Below are 19,155 nucleotides of genomic sequence, written 5' to 3'. Positions count from 1 at the left end.
GGGTCCCCCCATGAGTCCTCTTCTCCCCGCAGATCCGACCGTGCTGCACCCGATGCCCGGCCAGCCGCGGGTGGTGCAGCTGAAGCCGCTGGTCACCTCCCCGCTCATCGAGGCCGGCGCGTACTCCTACTACGACGACCCCGATGACGCGACGGCCTTCGAGACCCGCAACGTGCTGTACCACTACGGTCCGGAGAAGCTGGTCATCGGCCGGTTCTGCGCCATCGGGACCGGGGTGCGGTTCATCATGAACGGCGCCAACCACCGTATGGACGGGCCCTCCACGTTCCCCTTCCCCACCCTGGGCGGTTCCTGGGCCGACCACTTCGACCTGCTGACCGGGCTGCCCGGCCGGGGCGACACCGTGGTCGGCCACGACGTGTGGTTCGGCCACGGGGTGACCGTGATGCCGGGCGTACGCATCGGCAACGGTGCGATCCTCGCGACCGGTTCGGTCGTCACCTCCGACGTGCCGGACTACGGCATCATCGGCGGCAACCCGGCGAAGCTGATCCGCACCCGCTACGACGAGAAGGACGTCGCCCGGCTCCTCGCCCTCGCCTGGTGGGACTGGCCCGCCGAACACATCACCGAGCACGTGCGCGCCCTCATGTCCGGCAGCGTCGACGACCTGGAGGCGGCCGCGCCTCAGCCCGGCTGAGCCCGCAGGAGCACGTTGCCGGCCTCCGTACGGAAGTAGAGGACGGAGCGGCCCGACCTGCGACGCCCGGCAAGACCGGCGTCCAGCAGCACCCTCAGGTGTCTGCCCACCGATCCGAGCCCCTGACCGGTCAGTGCCACCAGCTCGGTGGTGCTCCGGGGCCGGTCGAGGAGCACGAGGACACCGGCACGCGCGGGTCCGAGCAGCCGGCCGAGGCTGTCGGGCACCACGGGCCGGCCGGCGTCGGTGAGGACTCCCGAACAGGCGTACACGATCGCGTACCGCTGCGCCGCCGCGTCCCAGGAGACCCACCCCTGGCGGGGTGTGACCGGGATGAACACCAGCGTCGCGTCGTCCAGTTCACGTGGCGGGTAGTCACGCGGGTTGACCTGGAGCCTGCTCCCGCCCAGCCACCGCATGCCGGGGTTCAGGGTCTCCAGCGCCGCGGCCCAGCCGCCCCGGCTCAGCTGACCGGCACGCGCCACGATGTCCGCCTCGATGATCCGGCGCCGGCGCGGCCAGTCCGGGCGCACGAGGTGCTCCCACACCCATTCCAGCAGTCCGGCGGCGCACCCCGGCAGGTCGGCGTCTCGGAACGCCGCCGGCAGCGGGCCCCCTGCCGAGACCTCCAGGTCGGTGCGGGCGTCCTCCGGGGACGTCCCCCGCACCCGGTCGAGTTCCTGGGCGAACGTGCTGGGGCCGCTGGGCGTGGGGGTGAGGAAGTCCGCGTTCCAGTGGCCGCCGAGTCCGGTCCGTACGAGACGGGCTGCGACCGGATCGCCGGTGAGGCGCTCCCGGTAGGCGGGTCCGTGCGTGTCCAGCCAGGAGCGCTCGGCGGGGTTCGCCGCTGTCCCGCGCTCGAGGAACTGGAGCGTCGCGGTGACCTCGGCCAGTTCCGACACGACGAATCTGCCTGCGGCCAGTGTGTCCGCGTTGACCTGCCACCACCCCATGTTTCGCCTCCCCGCGAAACAGTAACGGCCGCACGGGGCACCGGCCGAGACTCCGCGGCATGCTCACCTACCGGGAAGTCTTCCGCGTGCCGCAGTTCGGTGCCCTCTTCGCGACCGGCGCCCTGCAGGGCGCGGCCTCGACCACGGGCGGTCTGGCGCTGGGGATCCTCGTGTTCGCGGCGACGGGGTCTCCCCTCCTCTCGGCCCTCTCCATGTTCGGCTCCTCACTCGCCCAGGTGCTCGGTGCGACGCTGCTGATGTCGGCGGCGGACCGGCTCCCGCCGCGTGCGGCGCTGAGCTGCGCCGCCCTGGCCTTCGGACTCGGGACGGCCGTCCTCGCCGTGCCCGGGCTGCCGCTGCCCCTGGTGTTCGCCGTCGTCCTGGGAGAGGGGGCGGTCGCCGCGGTGATCGGCGGGGTGCGGTACGGGCTGCTCGACGAGGTCATGCCCAGGGACGCCTACCTGCTGGGGCGTTCGGTGCTCAACATGTGCTCGGGCGTCACGCAGATCTGCGGTTACGCGGTGGGAGGCGTCCTGGTGGCCGTCCTGTCCCCGCGCGGCACACTCCTCGTCGCCGCCACGCTGTACGTCGCCGGAGCCGCCGCGGCCCGGTTCGGCCTCACGCGCCGGCCGGCACGAGTGGCGGGGAGGCCGTCGGTGGCCGAGACCTGGCGGACGAACGCGTTCCTGTGGTCCTCGGCCCCCCGCAGGCGCGTCTACCTCCTGCTCTGGCTGCCCAACGGCCTCGTCGTCGGCTGCGAGTCCCTCTTCGTCCCCTACAGGCCGGACCGTGCGGGGCTGCTCTTCGCCTGCGCGGCGTTCGGCATGCTGATCGGGGACACGGTCACGGGGCGTTTCCTCCCGGTGCGGTGGCGAGGGCGGCTCGGCATCCCGATGCTCCTGCTGCTCGCCGTTCCCTATCTGCTGTTCGCGCTGCGGCCGGGGCTGTCGTGGGCGCTCGCTCTCGCCGCCCTGGCATCGACGGGCTTCTCGGCGAGCCTGCTGTTCCAGGAGCGGCTGATGGCCCTGACCCCGGACTCGGCGGCCGGCCAGGCCCTCGGCCTGCACTCGTCGGGGATGCTCGCGCTGCAGGGCGTCGCGGCGGCACTCGCGGGCACCGTCGCCCAGTGGACCTCCCCCGCGACGGCGGTGGCGGTGATGGCCGCCGCCTCTGCCGTGGTGACCCTTGCCCTGGCGGCAGGGCTGCGGCGCGACGGCGCGCGGAGCGCCGCCCCACGCGTTCCCGTCGTCTGAGGACGAGCTGCAGCGGTTACGTCGTCGTCCTCCCGCCCGTGCCGTCCCTACAGGGTTGCGAGGCTCAGGACCACGGGCTGATCACTTCCGCGGCTTCCTCCTGCTAGCCTGCAATTGCGAAGGACTTGCAATAACAACCAGGCAGCAGTTGGAGGGTTCGAACCCATGGCCACGTACACGCTTCCGGAACTCCCGTACGACTACGCGGCGCTCGAACCGGTCATCAACCCGCAGATCATCGAGCTCCACCACGACAAGCACCACGCGGCGTACGTCAAGGGTGCGAACGACACCCTGGAGCAACTGGAGGAGGCCCGCGACAAGGAGGCCTGGGGCGCGATCAACGGCCTGCAGAAGAACCTCGCGTTCCACCTCTCGGGCCACATCCTGCACTCGATCTACTGGCACAACATGACCGGTGACGGCGGCGGCGAGCCCCTCGCGGCGGACGGTGTCGGCGACCTGGCGGACGCGATCACGGAGTCCTTCGGTTCGTACGCCGGCTTCAAGTCCCAGCTGACCAAGGCCGCGGCGACCACGCAGGGCTCCGGCTGGGGCGTCCTCGCCTACGAGCCCCTCAGCGGCAGGCTGATCGTCGAGCAGGTCTACGACCACCAGGGCAACGTCGGCCAGGGCTCGGTCCCGGTCCTGGTCTTCGACGCCTGGGAGCACGCCTTCTACCTGCAGTACAAGAACCAGAAGGTGGACTTCATCGAGGCGATGTGGCGCGTCGTCAACTGGCAGGACGTCGCCAGGCGCTACGCCGCCGCCAAGGAGCGCGCCGACGTACTGCTCCTCGCCCCCTGACGGACCCGATGCGTCCTGCCTCGTGATCGTCTTCTCAACCTTCACAGGGCAGGCGGATGAAAGGAGAGCCCCCGCGAGGACGTGACTCGCGGGGGCTCTCCCATGGGCGGGCCGCGTCAGCGGGCGAAGACGCCTATCTCGTTGAGCGAGTAGCGGTTGTCGGTACCGCGTTGTGTGCCGTACACGCGCACGTACCGCGCGGTGACAGGTGTGAAGCCGCGGTTCTCCACCCCGCCGCGTCCCGCTGTCGTGGTGTGCACGGTGCGCCATGTCGCGTTGTCGGGCGACACCTCGATCCGGTACTGCCGTGCGTACTGGTCCGACCAGTTCAGCGCGACCCTGCCCACCTGGCGCGAGGCGCCGAGGTCGACCGTGATCCAGGCGGTGGAGACCGTCTTGCTGGCCCACCGGGTGGAGAGGTTTCCGTCGACGGCGTTCTTCGGCGGGTAGGAGACGACCACCGCGTCCTGGTAGTCCGACGCGGTGACCGCCTTTCCTCGGGCGAGGTCGGTGAGGTCGTCGGTCCGCCGGGCCGGGAACTCCACGACCTGCTGGTACGTCGGCCGGTTCTGCCAGGCGATGCGGGGCACGGTGATGCCGCCCATCGCTCGGTGCACGATCGAGTCGGCGCACACCTGGTCACCCGCGGCGGAGCAGTACGTGTCCGCCGGGTAGATCCGCGCCGCCGGGGTCGCCGCCGCGGCGGTCAGGGTGGACAGCAGCACCTGGCGGCAGGCGGCGAGCGCCCCCGACCCGCAGAACGTGGCGTTGAGCGGGCTGCCGACGGTCCTGCCGAGCACCGACCTGAGGTCCTTGTCGACGTACGCCCACCAGCCGTGCTGGAAGGACGAGCCCTTGTGCGCCTCGCTCGCGGCGATCCCGGACCCGGTGGCGCCGCTGCCGTTCTGTCCGCCCGAGGGGGACTCGTTGACCGGGGCGACCCGGGTCAGCGCCTGGTACAGATCGGCGCCCAGGCCGGGGGTGAAAACGCCCTCCACCAGCAGCGGCCACCACGCGTCGAGGGTGCGGATCGCTTCGGCGTGGGCGTAGGTGCCGGAGCCCTTGGCGGTCTCCCTGCGGTGCCCGCCGGCTGCCTGCCAGGCACGCAGCTTCTCCACGGTGGCGGACAGGGCGGGATCGGTCACCGCGGCGGAGTCGATGACCTCCAGGACGGTGGGCAGCACCCGCTCGGCCCGCAGGTCGGCGGTGGCCGCGTCCTCCATCGCCCTCACCAGCGCGGTACGGGTCACGCCGCCGGCCTCGACCAGCGCGGCCACGCGGGCGTCGAGGATGTCGGCACGGTGGACGGAGCCGTTGCCCCAGGCGGAGGCGAACCCCTTGGCCTGCTTGTTGTTCCAGCTGATGTAGTAGTCCTGGTCCACGGACTGCGGGTGCTCGGCGGGCGGGGTGACGGCGGAGGTGTTGACCGCCGGGTCCCAGTCCTTCCACTCGTACGCCGCGGTGGCGAGGATCGGTTTGTCCGGATCCGTGTTCGCGGCCCGGACGGGGTTCGCCCCGGAGTTGTAGTACGCCGTGTGGTCGGCGTCCGCGTAGAACCAGTTGAAGGTGTAGCCGATGTTCTGTGCGGCGCTCTGGAAGGTCTGCGCGGAGGTGATCCGGCCCGGGTCGTTGAACTGCTGGAAGCCGATCACCGAGTCGATGTCGTGGTGATAGGTGGAGCGCAGCGCCGTGAAGGCGACCGGCTTGCCGCCCACCTTGCCGGTGTGGGTGACCAGTCCGTAGGCGGTGCGCTCGGTGACGAGGTCGTAGGAGCCGGCCCCGGTGCCGTCGGCGATCGTAGGCGACCAGCTGTTCTTCCTGGTCAGCGTCTCGAACGGGGTGCACGTCCCGCGCAGCAGGTAGTTCTTCGACGCGGTCGTGGGCGTCGCACCGGAGGGCTCGCAGAGCTCGACGGCGAAGGTGTCGGTGATGTCCTGATTGGCCGAGGTCGGACTCCAGGAGTAGTCGAGGCCGCGGCCGATCTCGACGTAGAAGCTCAGGCCGGGGAAGGACGCGCCGCGTGAGCGGAGGCCCGGCCCGTCGAGTTCCTGGACCATGAGCAGCTGGGGTGCGTAGTAGCCGGTCTGCGGACCGTAGACCGCGACGGGGTGGCCGGAGGCCGTGTGCGCGCCGGAGACCACCAGGGCGTTGGACATGCCCTTCTTCGCGGTGATCAGGTCGCCGGGCAGCACCCCTTCGGCGGCCTTCGCGGCCGGGGCCGCGGTGGCGCCGGTACCGGTGCCGTTGCGCGCGTGCTGGTACGCCGTCACCGACCCGCCGTCCGGTACGGCGACACCCACCGGCGAGACCGGCGAGTTGGCGTAGGGGTAGGTGCCGCCACGCCGGGTCGTCGTCGCCTCGCTGTCGTCCTGGGCCCGCCAGGCCGTGTAGGCCGTCCTGCCCGCGCTCGCGCCGTAGTGCTGCTGGAAGGCGAGTTCGGCGAGGGCGTTCTCCACCTCCCCGCCTCCCCCGCCGCCGAAGATGGCTCCGATGACGGAGGAGATGGCGACGACGTCGGTGGCGGTGAAGTCGGCGATGGACGACCCGTGACCGGTCAGCTCGTACTCACCGGGATAGGTGGCGGCCCCGACCGTGTCGTCGACGAACGCGTTGATCCCCGAGACGTAGTCCTGGATGTCACGGTAGGCCTGCGCGCCGGCCGCGCCGGAGTCACGGACGCGCTCCAGCTGGGTCCTCAGGTCGTCCTCGGTGTACGGGGCGACGGCCCAAAGGCTCTGCTCCAGACTGCGGTTGCCCGCCGCACCGCCCGCGAAGGACGACAGTGCGCCACGTCCTACGTGGCGCAGGACGTCGATCAGCCAGAGCCTGTCCTGCCCCGCCGCGTAACCGGCCCCGAACTCGGTGCCCGAGCGGGTGGTCCCCTTGATGTGCGGGGTGCCGGTGGCCTTGTCACGGGTGATCGTGACGTCGGAGCGGGGTGAGACCGTGCTCTCCACCTGTCCTGCCGGCACCCCGAACGACGCGTCGTTGAAGTACGCGGCGAGCTGGTCCTCGGTCAGCCCGGAGTAGTCGTGCAGGAGGTTGTCGTACGGCTCGATCTGGTCCGCCGAGTGCTTGGGGCGGGTGCCGATGGTCTGGTGCAGCAGAATCCCGGCGAGTGTGGCGTGGCCGTTCTGGCCCGCCGGGAGGATGTCCTGGCACTGGCCGAGGCAGGGATCACCGGCGGCCGGCACGGGGTCGACACCTGCCGCGGCACGGGCCGGGGAGGCCGTGACCAGGGGGACGAGCAGGGCGGCCGCGGCGAGTGCGGAGACGAGCGCGGTGCGGAGTCCCGCACGGCGCCGTGGCGGCGGGGGGACGGGGGCAGGGGTCACCGGAACCTCTTCGGGAAAGGAACGGGGGGTGGGGTGCGCCGGAACACTAGCGGTGCCCGAGCCCCGCGCACAGACCCTGGGAGGATCATCCGTACGACTGCAACAGGCCGTTCACGCAAGGGCTTTGAGGCTCTCCGCGTGATCCTGGGCGGCGCCGCTCCCGTGCCGGCCGGCACGGGAGCGGTCACAGGGCCCGATTTTCAGATCCGGAAGACGGAGCCGATGAACTCGGCGAGCAGCCGCTCCTTGAGCGGACCCGGCAGCGCGTCCAGCAGGACGAGTACGGGCGCCATCCGGCCCGGGAGTCCACCGCCGCCGCCGAGTCCGGCGAAGGCGAGGACGGCGGCGATCTCCTCCGGGCCCAGCGTCGCGGGATCCAGCCCGGCCGCGAACGAGGCGAGGGCCGGGTCCACCGTCACCGGGTCCAGGGTGCGGGCTTTCGCCAGCGCGGCGGTGAGGTCGTCGAGGAGCGGGCCCACCTGGCCGACGGTGGCGGGCGTCAGGGTGAGGTGGAGGTTGGGCGGCAGGCCGTCGAAGGAGAGCTGCGGCTGGAGGTACCAGCCCAGCCCGCGCATCTCGTCGGCCAGGTGGAGCAGAAGACTGAGGTCCGGGGACCCGCCCTCCTCCCCCGCGACGGTGAACGCGACGAGTCCGGCCGCGGGATCGCCGAGGACGCGCACGCCGTCGATGGACCTCAGCCCGGCGAGCAGCAGGTCCGACGCCTCCCCGACCCGGCCGGCGAGCGCGGTGTATCCCTCTTCGCCGACGTGCTGGAGGACCGCCCACGCCTGGGCCAGCAGACCGCCGGACTTGGTGCCCTGCACCGTCGGGTTGACGACGGGGTAGCCGGGCCAGCCCGCGTGCGCGAAGTACTGGTGGCGGCGGAGCCCGGCGTCGCGGTAGAGGACGACGGAGGCGCCCTTGTCCGCGTAGCCGTACTTGTGCAGGTCCACGGAGAGGGAGGTGACGCCCGGCACGGACAGGTCGAAGGGTTCCACCTCGCGCCCCGCGCGCCGCAGGTACGGCAGGATCCAGCCCCCGATGCAGGCGTCGACGTGGCAGAGCACCCCCCGTGCGGCGGCCGCCGCCGCTATCTCGGCGACGGGGTCGATCACTCCGTGCGCGTACGAGGGCGTCGAGGCGACCACCAGCACGGTGCGGTCGTCGAGCGCGGCGGCCATGGCGTCGGCGTCGGCGCGGAAGGTGACGGGGTCGACGGGTACGACGACGGGGTCGACACCCAGGTAGGCCGCGGCCTTGTGAAAAGCGGCGTGAGCGGTGGACGGCAGCACCATCCGGGGCTCGGTGATCCCGCGCTCGGAGCGGGCGTGGTCGCGGGCGGTCTTGACCGCGAGCAGGATGCTCTCCGTGCCGCCGCTGGTGAACGTCCCCTGGGCGCCGGGGGCACCGAGCAGGGCGGCGACGGCCGCCACCAGGTCGTTCTCCAGCCGCGCGACGCTCGGGAAGACCGTGGGGTCGAGCGCGTTGACCGTCGCGAAGGCGGTGTACGCGTCGGTGGCCAGCTCGTCCAGACCCTCCAGCCCGGCGTCGTAGACGTAGGCGAAGGTACGGCCCCCGCGCGTGGGCGCGTCCGCCTCGCGCAGGGCGCGCAGTTCGGCGAGCACCTCGGTGGCGGGGCGGCCGTCGGGCAGGGCGGGTTCAGTCGGCACGGGCGGGCTCTTCCTGGAGGGGACGGGGCACGGTCGGAGTCGCGCGGTAGCGGCTCAGCAGCAGAAGGCTCGCGGCGGCGAGCACGGCGGGCAGGACGCTCATCCCCGCGGTGATCCCGTTGAGTGCCGCCCCCGGCTGCTCCACCTGGTGCGCGGCGTCCGACGAACGGAAGCCGGTCACGGCCAGGACGAGGGCGAACGCGCCCGCACCCAGGGCGAAGGCCAGGGTCTCGGCGGCGGTCCACAGCCCCGTGAAGGTGGCGGCCCTGCGCCTGCCGGTGGCCGCGGCGTCTGCAGCCAGGGTCTCCGCGAGCATCGTGAGGGGCAGCAGCTGCAGCCCGGCGTAGGCGATACCGACGAGGACCACCGCCGCGTACCCGACCGCCTGGCCCGCGACGCCGGTGAGACCGAGGAGCACGGCGCCTGCCGTGTAGAGCAGCGACGCGCACCACTGGGCGTACGTCACGCCCTTGCGCCGGGCCAGCCGGTTCCACAGGGGCATGAAGAGGACCAGCGGGCCGATCAGACAGACGAACAGCGGGGTGACGGCGGTCGCCGAGCCGAGGGTGTAGGTCGCGAAGTACTGGACCCCGGCGAGCATCACACCGATGGCGAGGGCCTGGAGCGTCCACATCCCGGCCAGGTACAGGAACGGCCTGCTGGAGCGGGCCGCGGCGAGCTGCGCCCGGAGGGAGGGTTCGGCCTCGCTGCGGGCGACGGCCGGGGCGCGGCGGGTGGCGGCCCACGCCCCGAACATCCCGGCGGCCAGGAGCACGGCGACGACGGCGCCCATCGTCCGGTAGCTCTGCGGGGTGTCGCCGTCGGCGTGGGCGATGGCGGGGGCGAGCGCACCGGACAGCAGGATCGCGACGCCGAGGAACCCCACCCGCCAGCCGAGGACGCGCCCGCGTTCGTGCGGGTCCTCGGTCATCTCCGCGGGCATGGTCACGTACGGCACCTGGAAGACGGCGTAGGCGGTGGCCGCCAGGAGGAACAGGACGCTGACGTAGGCGGCGGCCGCGGCACCGCGCAGCGGCGGCGCGGCGAAGATCAGCGCGAAGAGCGGCGGCAGCGTGCAGGCGCCGATCAGGAGGAACGGGCGACGCGGCCCGCCGGGCAGCCGGCTGCGGTCGGAGAGCGCGCCGACCAGCGGGTTGACGAGGACGTCCCAGGCCTTGGGCAGGAACACGGCGGCGCCCGCCACGGCGGCGGGCACGGCGAGGACGTTGGTGAGGTAGTAGAGCAGGATCAGGCCGGGCACGGTCGCGAAGGTGCCCGTGCACAGGGAGCCGAGCCCGTATCCGATCCGCACGGTGGGCGGGAGGGGCGGGGCCGCGGGACGGTCCGGACCGGCAGCTGGCATGGCCAGATCATGAACGACGGTTCATCTCTCCGGCAATACCCGGGGACGTCCGCGACACACGGCCGACACACTGCGGGCCGGACCGGTGCGACAGGTCCGGCCCGCGATGTGGTGCGAGGTCAGTCGAAGACGGGGCCCTGGGTCCGGGTCCGCTTGAGCTCGTAGAAACCGGGGATGGACGCCACCAGCAGGGTGCCGTCCCAGAGCTTCGCCGCGTCCTCGCCCTTGGGGGCGGGGGTGACGACGGGGCCGAAGAAGGCGACCTGCTCGCCGTCCGCGCCCGGCACGGCGATGACCGGGGTGCCGACGTCCTGGCCCACCTTGTCGATGCCCTCCTGGTGGGAGGCGCGCAGCTCCTTGTCGTACGCGTCGGAGTCGGCGTACTCCAGCAGGTCGGCCGGCAGGCCGACGTCGGCCAGGGCGCCCGCGAACGCCTCACGGGTGAGGCCCTCACCGTTGTTGTGGATGCGGGTGCCGAGCGCGTTGTAGAGGGGGCCGACGACCTCGTCCCCGTGCTTCTGCTGCGCGGCGACGACGATGCGGACGGCTTCCCACGCCGTTTCGCGCATCATCTCCGCGTACTTCTCGGGCAGCTCGTCCAGCCTGCTCTCGTTGAGGACGGCCAGGCTCATCACGTGCCAGCGGACCTCCACGTCGCGGACCTTCTCGACCTCCAGCATCCAGCGGGAGGTCATCCACGCCCAGGGACAGAGCGGATCGAACCAGAAGTCGACCGGAACCTTGCCGCCGGCCGTGCTGTTCTCGGGCATGTCTCTCCTCATGAGATCGGTCTGCACCTTCTCGCAGAACACCACGGAGCACTCCGGCCATTCCCGTGCGCGTCGGCGGATGGCCGCATGCGAGGATCAAAGGTGTTCGAATGAGACACGAAGGAGTGTTCCGTGCCCGGTGAAAACCTTTCCCGCGACGAGGCCCGCACAAGGGCCGAGCTGCTGACCGTGGACGGATACGAGGTCGCCCTCGACCTGCGTTCCGCCGTCGGCGAGCCCGGCGGGGAGGCCGGTCCGCGCACCTTCGGCTCGCGGACGACGATCCGCTTCCGTGCCGCCCGTGCCGGGGCGTCGACCTTCGCCGATCTGGTGGCCCCGGCCGTGAGCGCCGTGACGCTGAACGGGAAGGACCTGGACCCGGCGGCCGTCTTCGACGGCACCCGGATCGCGCTGGACGACCTCGCCGAGGGCGACAACGTCCTGGTCGTCGACGCGCTGTGCGCGTACAGCCGGACCGGCGAGGGGATGCACCGCTTCGTCGACCCGGAGGACGGCGAGGTCTACCTGTACACGCAGTACGAGCCGGCCGACGCCCGGCGCGTCTTCGCCAACTTCGAGCAGCCCGATCTGAAGGCGCCCTACCGCTTCGAGGTGACGGCGCCCGAGGGATGGCGGGTGTGGAGCAACGGCGCGGAGGAGTCGCAGGACGGCGAGGTCCACCGGTTCGCGGAGACCCTGCCGATCTCGACGTACATCACGGCGGTCGTCGCGGGCCCGTACCACTACGTGAGCGACACCTACACGCGCACGTCCGACGACGGCGAGAAGCTGGAGATCCCCCTGGGCGCGATGTGCCGTAAGGGGCTCGCGCGGCACTTCGACGCGGACGACATCTTCACGATCACGAAGCAGGGCCTGGACTTCTTCCACGACCACTTCGATTACCCGTACCCCTTCGGGAAGTACGACCAGGCGTTCGTGCCCGAGTACAACCTCGGCGCGATGGAGAACCCGGGCCTCGTCACCTTCCGCGAGGAGTACATCTACCGCGGCAAGGTCACCTCGGCGTCCTACGAGCGCCGCGCCAACGTCATCCTGCACGAGATGGCGCACATGTGGTTCGGTGACCTGGTCACCATGCAGTGGTGGGACGACCTGTGGCTGAAGGAGTCCTTCGCCGACTTCATGGGGACGTTCTCGATGGTGGAGGCGACCCGTTTCACCAACGGCTGGATCACCTTCGCCAACAACCGCAAGGCCTGGGCGTACCGCGCCGACCAGCTGCCGTCCACCCATCCGGTCACGGCCGACATCCGTGATCTGGAGGACGCCAAGCTGAACTTCGACGGCATCACGTACGCCAAGGGCGCCTCCGTGCTGAAGCAGCTGGTGGCCTACGTGGGCAGGGACGCGTTCCTGGAGGGCGCGCGCCGCTACTTCAAGCGGCACGCCTACGGCAACACCCGGCTGGGCGACCTGCTGTCGGTGCTGGCCGAGACGTCCGGCCGCGACATGACGGCCTGGTCGCGCGCGTGGCTGCAGACCGCGGGCGTCAACACCCTGACCCCGGTCGTGACCTACGACGACGAGGGCCGCGTCGCGGAGCTCGCCGTGACGCAGGAGGCCGCCGCCTCGCATCCCGAGCTGCGGCCGCACCGGGTCGCCGTGGGCCTGTACCGGCTCACCCCGAAGGGCACCGTGGAGCGGTACGCCCGCGCCGAGACCGACGTCGCGGGCGAACGCACCGTGGTCGCGGAGCTGGCCGGGGCCGAGAAGCCCGATCTGGTGCTGGTCAACGACGACGACCTCACGTTCTGCAAGATCCGCTTCGACGAGCGCTCGCTTGCCACCCTCCGCGAGCACCTCGGTGACATCACCGACCCGCTCGCCCGGGCGTTGTGCTCGTCGGCGCTGTGGAACCTGACGCGTGACGCGGTGCTGCCGGCCCGGGACTTCGTCTCCCTGGTGCTGTCGTCCGCCGGCCGCGAGTCGGACATCGGGGTGCTGCAGATGCTGCACACCTGGGCCCGGTCCGCCGTGGACCACTACGCGGCGCCGGTCTGGCGCGAGGAGGGCGGCCGGGCCCTGGCCGAGGGCGCGCTGCGTGAGCTGCGGCGCGCGGAGCCGGGGAGCCAGCACCAGCTGACGTGGGCCCGGTTCTTCGCCGCGGTGGCCACGTCGGACGCGGACCTCCGGCTGCTGGGCGGGCTGCTCGACGGCTCGGCCGTGATCGAGGGCCTGGACGTCGACCAGGAGCTGCGGTGGGCCTTCCTGTCCCCGCTGGTCTCGCACGGTGCGGCGGACGAGGCGGCCGTGGACGCCGAACTCGCCCGCGACGACACCGCGTCGGGCAAGCGTCACCACGTGCGGTGCCTCGCGTCTCGCCCCTCGGCGGCGGTCAAGGCCCAGGCGTGGGCGACGGTCGTCGAGTCGGACAAGTTGTCCAACGCCCTCGTCGCGGCGACGATCGCCGGTTTCGAGCAGGCTTCGCAACGTGAGCTGCTGGCGCCGTACTCGGCGTCGTACTTCGAGGCGATCGAGCGGGTGTGGGCCGAGCGCTCCATCCAGATCGGCATGGACGTGGTCAAGGGCATGTTCCCGGGGCTGCAGGACGACCCGGCGACCCTCGCCGCGACGGACGCGTGGCTGACCTCGCACCCGGATGCGGCACCGGCTCTGCGGCGGCTGGTGCTGGAGGCGCGGGACGACCTGGCGCGGACGCTGCGGGGCCAGGAGCGCGACGCGGCGGCGTGAGGAACCCGGCGCGACCGTTCTTTTCGTTACTCGAACTGTTGTGCTTTTGGACGGCGTTGTCCTGGAATGTCGACGGCCGTGTAACACGGGCTATCGCGGCACGGACCTGCGGGAACCTCCCCGGCATGACCCAGAACACCCCGCCTTCCCCCCACACCGTCGCCGCGGTGCGCCACCGCGTGCAGTCCGCCGCCCAGCTGCGCGCCCGGGGCGTGAGCGCAGCGCAGATCGCCGCCCAGTGCCTGCCCGGGGGCCCCTGGCAGCAGTTGCTGCCCGGCGTCTACCTTCTCCACTCGGGCAGGCCGACGGACGAGGACCGGGTGCACGGCGCACTGCTGTACGGCGGCAGGCCTCCGGCCGCCGCCCGCCGGAGCGTCCCGGCGCAGACCGGGCCGGGTTACGGCGAGGCGATGGTCACCGGGCTGGCGGCCCTGGCGTTGTACGGCTTCGTCTCCGCGCCCCCGACCATCGCACTGCACCGCATCGACGTCCTGGTGCCGCGCACCAGGCGGCTGCGGTCCACCCGGTTCGTCCAGGTGACCAGGGCGGCCGTCCTGCCGAGGCCGCAGCGGCACTCCGGGGTGCCGCTGGCGCCGGTGGAGCGGGCTCTCGCCGACACGGTGTCCGCGCTCACGGACGCCTCGACGGTCCGCCGGATCCTGACCGAGGCGGTGCGCGGCGGACACTGCGAGCCGGCGGCGGTCGTGCGGGAACTGAACGCCGCCAAGCTGCTGGGCCGCCCGCACGTGGTGGACGCCGTGGACGCGCTGCTCGTCGAGGGCCGCTCGGTCGCCGAGGACCGGCTGTACGAGATGGTGCGCACCCACGGGCTGCCGGAACCCCTGTGGAACGTGGAGTTGTCGCTTCCGGGCGGCCGCTTCCTGGGCGGGGTGGACGCGTACTGGCCGGAGCAGGCCGTCGCGCTCGAACTGGGCGTCCGCTCGCCCCGGGACGACCGGGTCGCCTTCGCCGCGGAGCGGGAACACCTGGAACGCCTCGGGGTCACGGTCGTACGGGTGGCCCCGAGGCAGTTGCGCGAGGTCATGGCGCAGCAGGCGGTGGTGCTGCGCACGGCGATGATGGCGGCCGAGGACCGCGAACCCGCCGCATATGTGGTGGTCCTGCCGCGCTAGGTTGGCCGGCTCGGCTTGGGCCGAGCCGCAGTCTTCGAAGATCGCAGTCTGACCGGAGTCCGGTGTCAGAGCATCGCGGTAGCGTGCCGGAGGCCAGATCTGACGACTCTCCGGGAGAACCACCGTGGACATCCTGCTCATCGCCGGCTTGTGGCTCGACGGGTCCGCATGGGACGACGTCGTGCCCGAACTCACCACGCTCGGCCACCATCCCGTGCCGCTCACCCTCCCGGGTCAGGGTGATGGAGCCGCTTCCGCGACGCTCGACGACCAGTTGGCGGCAGTGCTTGCCGCGGTTGATGCGGCGCCCGGAAAGCCTCTGGTGGTAGGGCACTCCGCGGCATCGACCCTTGCCTGGCTGGCTGGCGACGCACGACCGGAGAAGGTGGCCAAGGTCGCCTTGATCGGCGGCTTCCCCGCCGCCGACGGGGCGGCCTACGCCGATCACTTCGCGATCGAGGGCGGCTCCATGCCCTTCCCCGGTTGGGAGCCCTTCGAGGGCGCGGACGCCGCTGACCTGGACCAGCAGGCCCGGGACCGCTTCGCGTCCGCCGCCGTTCCTGTCCCCGAAGCGGTCGCCAGGGGAGTCGTGCGCCTGAGTGACGAGCGCCGCTTCGACGTCCCCGTCGTGGTCGTCTGTCCGGAGTTCACCCCCTCCCAGGCCGAGGAGTGGATCGCCGCCGGTGAGAGTCCTGAGCTCGCCCGCGCTGCTCACCTTGAGTACGTGGACCTCGACTCGGGACACTGGCCGATGGCCACCCGCCCACGCGAACTCGCCCGCGTCCTGGCGAAGGCCGCCAACTCCTAGCGGTGCCGGGTTGGGTGTTCAGGCCGCGGTCGGAAGTGGTCTGAACACCCCAGTGGAGGCCCTTCTCGCTGCGGCCGCGGGCCTGCTCCCTGCACGACCCCGACCCGGCGAACCCCATGCGGTCAGAGCACTCACTGGCGCAACCGGACCAATGGCGGATCTACGCCATGTCCCGTTTTGGTCCCCGTCAACCCTCCACAAAACCCTGTCATTTACGAAATGCTGAGCGGTCATCGGGTACCGAATTCCGGACTCTCTCTTTCTTTCACTCAACAGGGATGCTCATGACCAAGGAATCCCCCAGCTCCATACCCGGGGCGAGACGCGCGGCCCGCATCGCGGCCGCGGCCGGCCTGGCGGCCGCTCTGGCCGCCTCCGGCGCCGCCCCGGTCTTCGCCGCCGACGACCCCGCGCCCGCCCCGGTGAAGCCCGCCGCCGCGAGCGTGAAGGGTGACAAGCTGGGCGAGGCCGACGCCGGTGTACTGGCGAAGGCCGAGGCCGAGGGCGAGAAGAACGTCACCATGATGGTCGCCACCAAGCCCGGTGCGACCGAGCAGGTGCGCGAGCAGCTGGACGCCGTCAAGGGGTCCGTACTGGGGCAGACGTACGACAAGCTCGGCTACGTCCGGGCGACCGTACCGACCGCGAGCGCCGAGGCCACCATCAAGGCGGCGCAGAAGCTCTCGTCCGTCCAGGGGATCGACCTCAAGCAGGAGATCAAGCTGGACGACCCGACGCCCGCGGGCGACCGGGCGGCAGGGGCCAAGCAGCAGAAGGCGACCGGAAGTTACCCGGCGCCGGGCAAGCGCACCCCCGCGAAGAACCCGTACAACCCGTCCTTCGAGACGGGCGCCGTCGACTTCGTGAAGCAGCACCCGAAGGCCGACGGCCGCGGGATCACCATCGGTGTCCTGGACTCCGGTGTCGACCTCGGCCACCCCGCGCTGCAGAAGACCACCACCGGCGAGCGCAAGATCGTCGACTGGGTGACGGCGACGGACCCCGTCAACGACGGCGACAAGACCTGGCTGCCGATGACCGCCTCCGTGGCCGGCCCGACGTTCACCATCGGGGGCCGCACCTACTCGGCGCCGGCGGGGTCCTACAAGATCCAGCTCTTCTCCGAGGCCGCCACCAAGGGTGGCGACATGGCCGGGGACCTGAACCGGGACGGCGACACCACGGACCAGTGGGCCGTGCTCTACGACCCGGTCACCGGCACCGTCCGCGTCGACCTGGACAACGACGCGAACTTCGGCAACGACGCCGTGCTGAGGCCGTACAAGGACAAGCACCAGGTCTCCTACTTCGGTACGGACGACCCGCGGACCGACGTCGTCGAGCGCATCCCGTTCGTCGTCGAGACCCGCAAGAACGTCGTCTACAACGCGGCCGGCGCCAAGGCCGACTTCGTCAACATCGGCGTCATCGAGAGCGAGCACGGCACCCACGTAGCGGGCATCACCGCGGCCAACGGCCTGTTCGGCGGCAAGATGAACGGCGCGGCGCCCGGCGCCAAGGTCGTCTCCTCGCGTGCCTGCACCTGGTCCGGCGGCTGCACCAACATCGCGCTGACCGAGGGCATGATCGACCTCGTCGTCAACCGCGGCGTCGACGTCGTCAACATGTCGATCGGCGGTCTGCCGGCGCTCAACGACGGCAACAACGCGCGCGCCGAGCTCTACAAGCGCCTCATCGACATGTACGGCGTCCAGCTGGTCATCTCGGCCGGCAACGACGGCCCGGGTGTCAACACCATCGGTGACCCCGGCCTCGCCGACCACGTCATCTCGGTGGGCGCGTCGATCTCCAAGGAGACCTGGGCCGCCAACTACGGCTCCGACGTCACCAAGAAGTACGACATGCTCCCCTTCTCCTCGCGCGGCCCGCGTGAGGACGGCGGCTTCGCGCCGACCCTGACGGCGCCCGGCGCGTCGATCAACACCACGCAGACCTGGTTCCCCGGAGGTCCGGTCAAGGAGTCGGGTTACACCCTGCCCGCCGGCTACTCCATGCTGCAGGGCACCTCGATGTCCTCGCCGCAGGCCGCGGGCGCCACGGCGCTGCTGCTGTCGGCCGCGAAGCAGAAGCACATCGAGCTGCCTCCGGCCGACCTGCGTACCGCGCTGACGAGCACCGCCACCCACATCAACGGTGTGCCCGCGCACGCCCAGGGTGCCGGTCTGATCAACATCGTCGGCGCCTGGAAGCAGATCGAGAAGCAGGGCGCCCCGGCGCACGAGTACGCGGTGAAGGCCCCGGTCGACACCGCGATCGACTTCGCGCTGAAGGACCCGGGCTTCGGCACCGGCCTGTACGACCGTGAGGGCGGCCTGAAGGCCGGCCAGAAGAAGTCGTACGACGTGACCGTCACCCGCACCACGGGTCCGGACAAGGCCGTGAAGCACAAGCTGTCGTGGAAGAACAACGACGGCACCTTCTCCCTGACAGGTTCGAGCACCGTCTCGCTGCCGCTCGGCACGCCGGTGACCGTCAAGGTGCAGGCGAAGCCGCGCACGGAGGGCGTCCACAGCGCGATCCTGCAGGTGGACGACAGCCGGACCTCGGGCGTCGACCAGCAGATCCTCTCCACCGTGGTCGTCGCCAAGGACCTCGTGAAGCCGGGATACGCCTTCTCGACGTCCGGCTCGGTGCAGCGCAACAGCACCACGTCGTACTTCGTGAACGTGCCCCAGGGCGCGAAGACCCTCGAGGTCGCGCTCAGCGCCCTCCGCTCGGGCAGCCAGACGCGGTTCATCTCCATCCACCCCTACGGGGTCGCGGTGGAGGACAGCTCCACGATCTTCTGCTACCCGAACTACGAGAGTGCGGCCAACACCTGCCGTCCCGACACTCGCTTCTACAAGGACCCGCAGCCGGGAGTCTGGGAGATCGAGGTCGAGTCCCGCCGTACGTCGCCGCTGCTGGACAACCCGTACAAGCTGGACGTCTCGCTGCTCGGCGCCACCTTCGACCCGGCGGTGCGGACCATCCCCGAGGCGAAGATCGGCACCCCGGCCGTCGTGGACTGGACCGTCACGAACAACGCCGGTGACCTCAAGGGCTCGCTGAAGGGCGGCTCGCTCGGTTCGGCGGACGTCGAGCGTCCGTCGATCTCCACGGGCGGCGAGTACGTCAAGGAGGTCACCATCGGTGAGGGCGTCGAGAAGCTGGACGTCGCCATCGGCAACACCTCGGACCCCAACGCCGACATCGACCTGTTGGTCTTCTCCGAGGACGGCACCCAGGTCGGCGCGTCCACGTCGGCGGGCTCCGAGGAGTCCGTCAGCCTGGTGAAGCCGGCGGCCGGCACGTACACCGTCGTCATCGACGGCTACTCGGTCCCGGCCGGGACCACCGAGTACGACTACCGGGACGTGTACTACGCCCCGTCGCTCGGCAAGATCAAGGTCGACGAGTCGAAGGCCGTGAACCTGGCCAACGGCGCGTCCGCCCAGGTCGGCGCCGAGGTCGTCGTCGCCGGAGCCGCTCCCGAGGGCCGTCAGTTCTTCGGCGAGGTCCACCTGGTGAACGCACGCGGCACCGCGGCGGGCACCGGCAGCGTCGTGATCGAGAAGGTCACGCCGTAGCCGTCATGGCGGTGTGATCCCTGCGACATGTGAAAACTGTGGGGCGGGCGCTCTCAAGGGCTCCCGCCCCACAGCCGTGTGCGCGGCCGGTCCGCCG

At 71.3% G+C, this 19,155-nt stretch carries 12 protein-coding genes; 7 read left to right on the top strand and 5 right to left on the bottom strand.

Features of this window, described 5'->3' with window-relative positions; translation table 11 throughout:
• The first annotated feature begins 10 nt into the window (after positions 1–10).
• A complete protein-coding gene (locus tag OG206_RS21770; RefSeq protein WP_327118592.1) occupies positions 11–661 on the top strand; it encodes a CatB-related O-acetyltransferase in 651 nt (216 codons plus the stop codon).
• Here the strand turns inward: OG206_RS21770 and OG206_RS21765 are convergent.
• Positions 649–1,614 (bottom strand): ArsR/SmtB family transcription factor, encoded by a 966-nt coding sequence (locus OG206_RS21765; protein ID WP_327118590.1) that lies wholly within the window; start codon positions 1,612–1,614, stop codon positions 649–651. The two genes, OG206_RS21770 and OG206_RS21765, sit on opposite strands and share 13 nt — an antisense overlap.
• A 59-nt stretch (positions 1,615–1,673) precedes the next feature.
• On the opposite strand from OG206_RS21765, the gene OG206_RS21760 reads away from it, so the two are divergent.
• Both OG206_RS21760 and OG206_RS21755 read left to right on the top strand, forming a co-directional pair.
• Positions 1,674–2,867, top strand: coding sequence for an MFS transporter (locus tag OG206_RS21760; protein ID WP_327118589.1), 1,194 nt, complete (start codon positions 1,674–1,676; stop codon positions 2,865–2,867).
• 165 nt (positions 2,868–3,032) lie between these two features.
• Positions 3,033–3,674, top strand: a complete 642-nt coding sequence (locus tag OG206_RS21755; protein ID WP_327118587.1) for a superoxide dismutase — start codon at positions 3,033–3,035, stop codon at positions 3,672–3,674.
• A 116-nt stretch (positions 3,675–3,790) separates the two neighbouring features.
• Here OG206_RS21755 and OG206_RS21750 read toward each other — a convergent pair whose 3' ends face one another.
• The 4 genes from OG206_RS21750 to OG206_RS21735 all read right to left on the bottom strand — a co-directional run bounded on the left by OG206_RS21750 (position 3,791) and on the right by OG206_RS21735 (position 10,812).
• Positions 3,791–7,009 (bottom strand): penicillin acylase family protein, encoded by a 3,219-nt coding sequence (locus OG206_RS21750; RefSeq protein ID WP_327118585.1) that lies wholly within the window; start codon positions 7,007–7,009, stop codon positions 3,791–3,793.
• Positions 7,010–7,209: 200 nt separating this feature from the next.
• Positions 7,210–8,679 carry a pyridoxal phosphate-dependent decarboxylase family protein gene (locus OG206_RS21745; RefSeq protein ID WP_327118583.1) on the bottom strand — a complete coding sequence of 490 codons (1,470 nt, stop codon included), beginning with the start codon at positions 8,677–8,679 and terminating at the stop codon, positions 7,210–7,212.
• A complete protein-coding gene (locus tag OG206_RS21740; RefSeq protein ID WP_327118581.1) occupies positions 8,669–10,042 on the bottom strand; it encodes an MFS transporter in 1,374 nt (457 codons plus the stop codon). Before OG206_RS21740 ends, OG206_RS21745 begins: the two co-directional genes overlap by 11 nt.
• 119 nt (positions 10,043–10,161) lie before the next feature.
• The gene (locus OG206_RS21735) at positions 10,162–10,812 is read right to left on the bottom strand and encodes a mycothiol-dependent nitroreductase Rv2466c family protein (protein WP_327118579.1); all 651 of its coding nucleotides are present in this window, start codon (positions 10,810–10,812) and stop codon (positions 10,162–10,164) included.
• A 132-nt stretch (positions 10,813–10,944) separates the two neighbouring features.
• Here OG206_RS21735 and pepN point away from each other — a divergent pair, with 132 nt between their 5' ends.
• The 4 genes from pepN (at position 10,945) to OG206_RS21715 (ending at position 19,058) form a co-directional block, all read left to right on the top strand.
• A complete protein-coding gene (gene pepN / locus OG206_RS21730; RefSeq protein WP_327118577.1) occupies positions 10,945–13,527 on the top strand; it encodes an aminopeptidase N in 2,583 nt (860 codons plus the stop codon).
• Positions 13,528–13,652: 125 nt separating this feature from the next.
• The gene (locus tag OG206_RS21725; RefSeq protein WP_327118575.1) at positions 13,653–14,660 is read left to right on the top strand and encodes a hypothetical protein; all 1,008 of its coding nucleotides are present in this window, start codon (positions 13,653–13,655) and stop codon (positions 14,658–14,660) included.
• Between the two features lie 124 nt (positions 14,661–14,784).
• Positions 14,785–15,468 carry an alpha/beta fold hydrolase gene (locus OG206_RS21720; RefSeq protein WP_327118573.1) on the top strand — a complete coding sequence of 228 codons (684 nt, stop codon included), beginning with the start codon at positions 14,785–14,787 and terminating at the stop codon, positions 15,466–15,468.
• Positions 15,469–15,746: 278 nt separating this feature from the next.
• Positions 15,747–19,058, top strand: a complete 3,312-nt coding sequence (locus OG206_RS21715) for a S8 family serine peptidase (RefSeq protein ID WP_327118571.1) — start codon at positions 15,747–15,749, stop codon at positions 19,056–19,058.
• Positions 19,059–19,155 lie beyond the last annotated feature (97 nt).

This window comes from Streptomyces sp. NBC_01341, assembly GCF_035946055.1.
Lineage (GTDB): Bacteria > Actinomycetota > Actinomycetes > Streptomycetales > Streptomycetaceae > Streptomyces.
The sequence above is the reverse complement of the archived record's forward strand: the minus strand, read 5'-3'. Positions and strand labels throughout refer to the sequence as shown.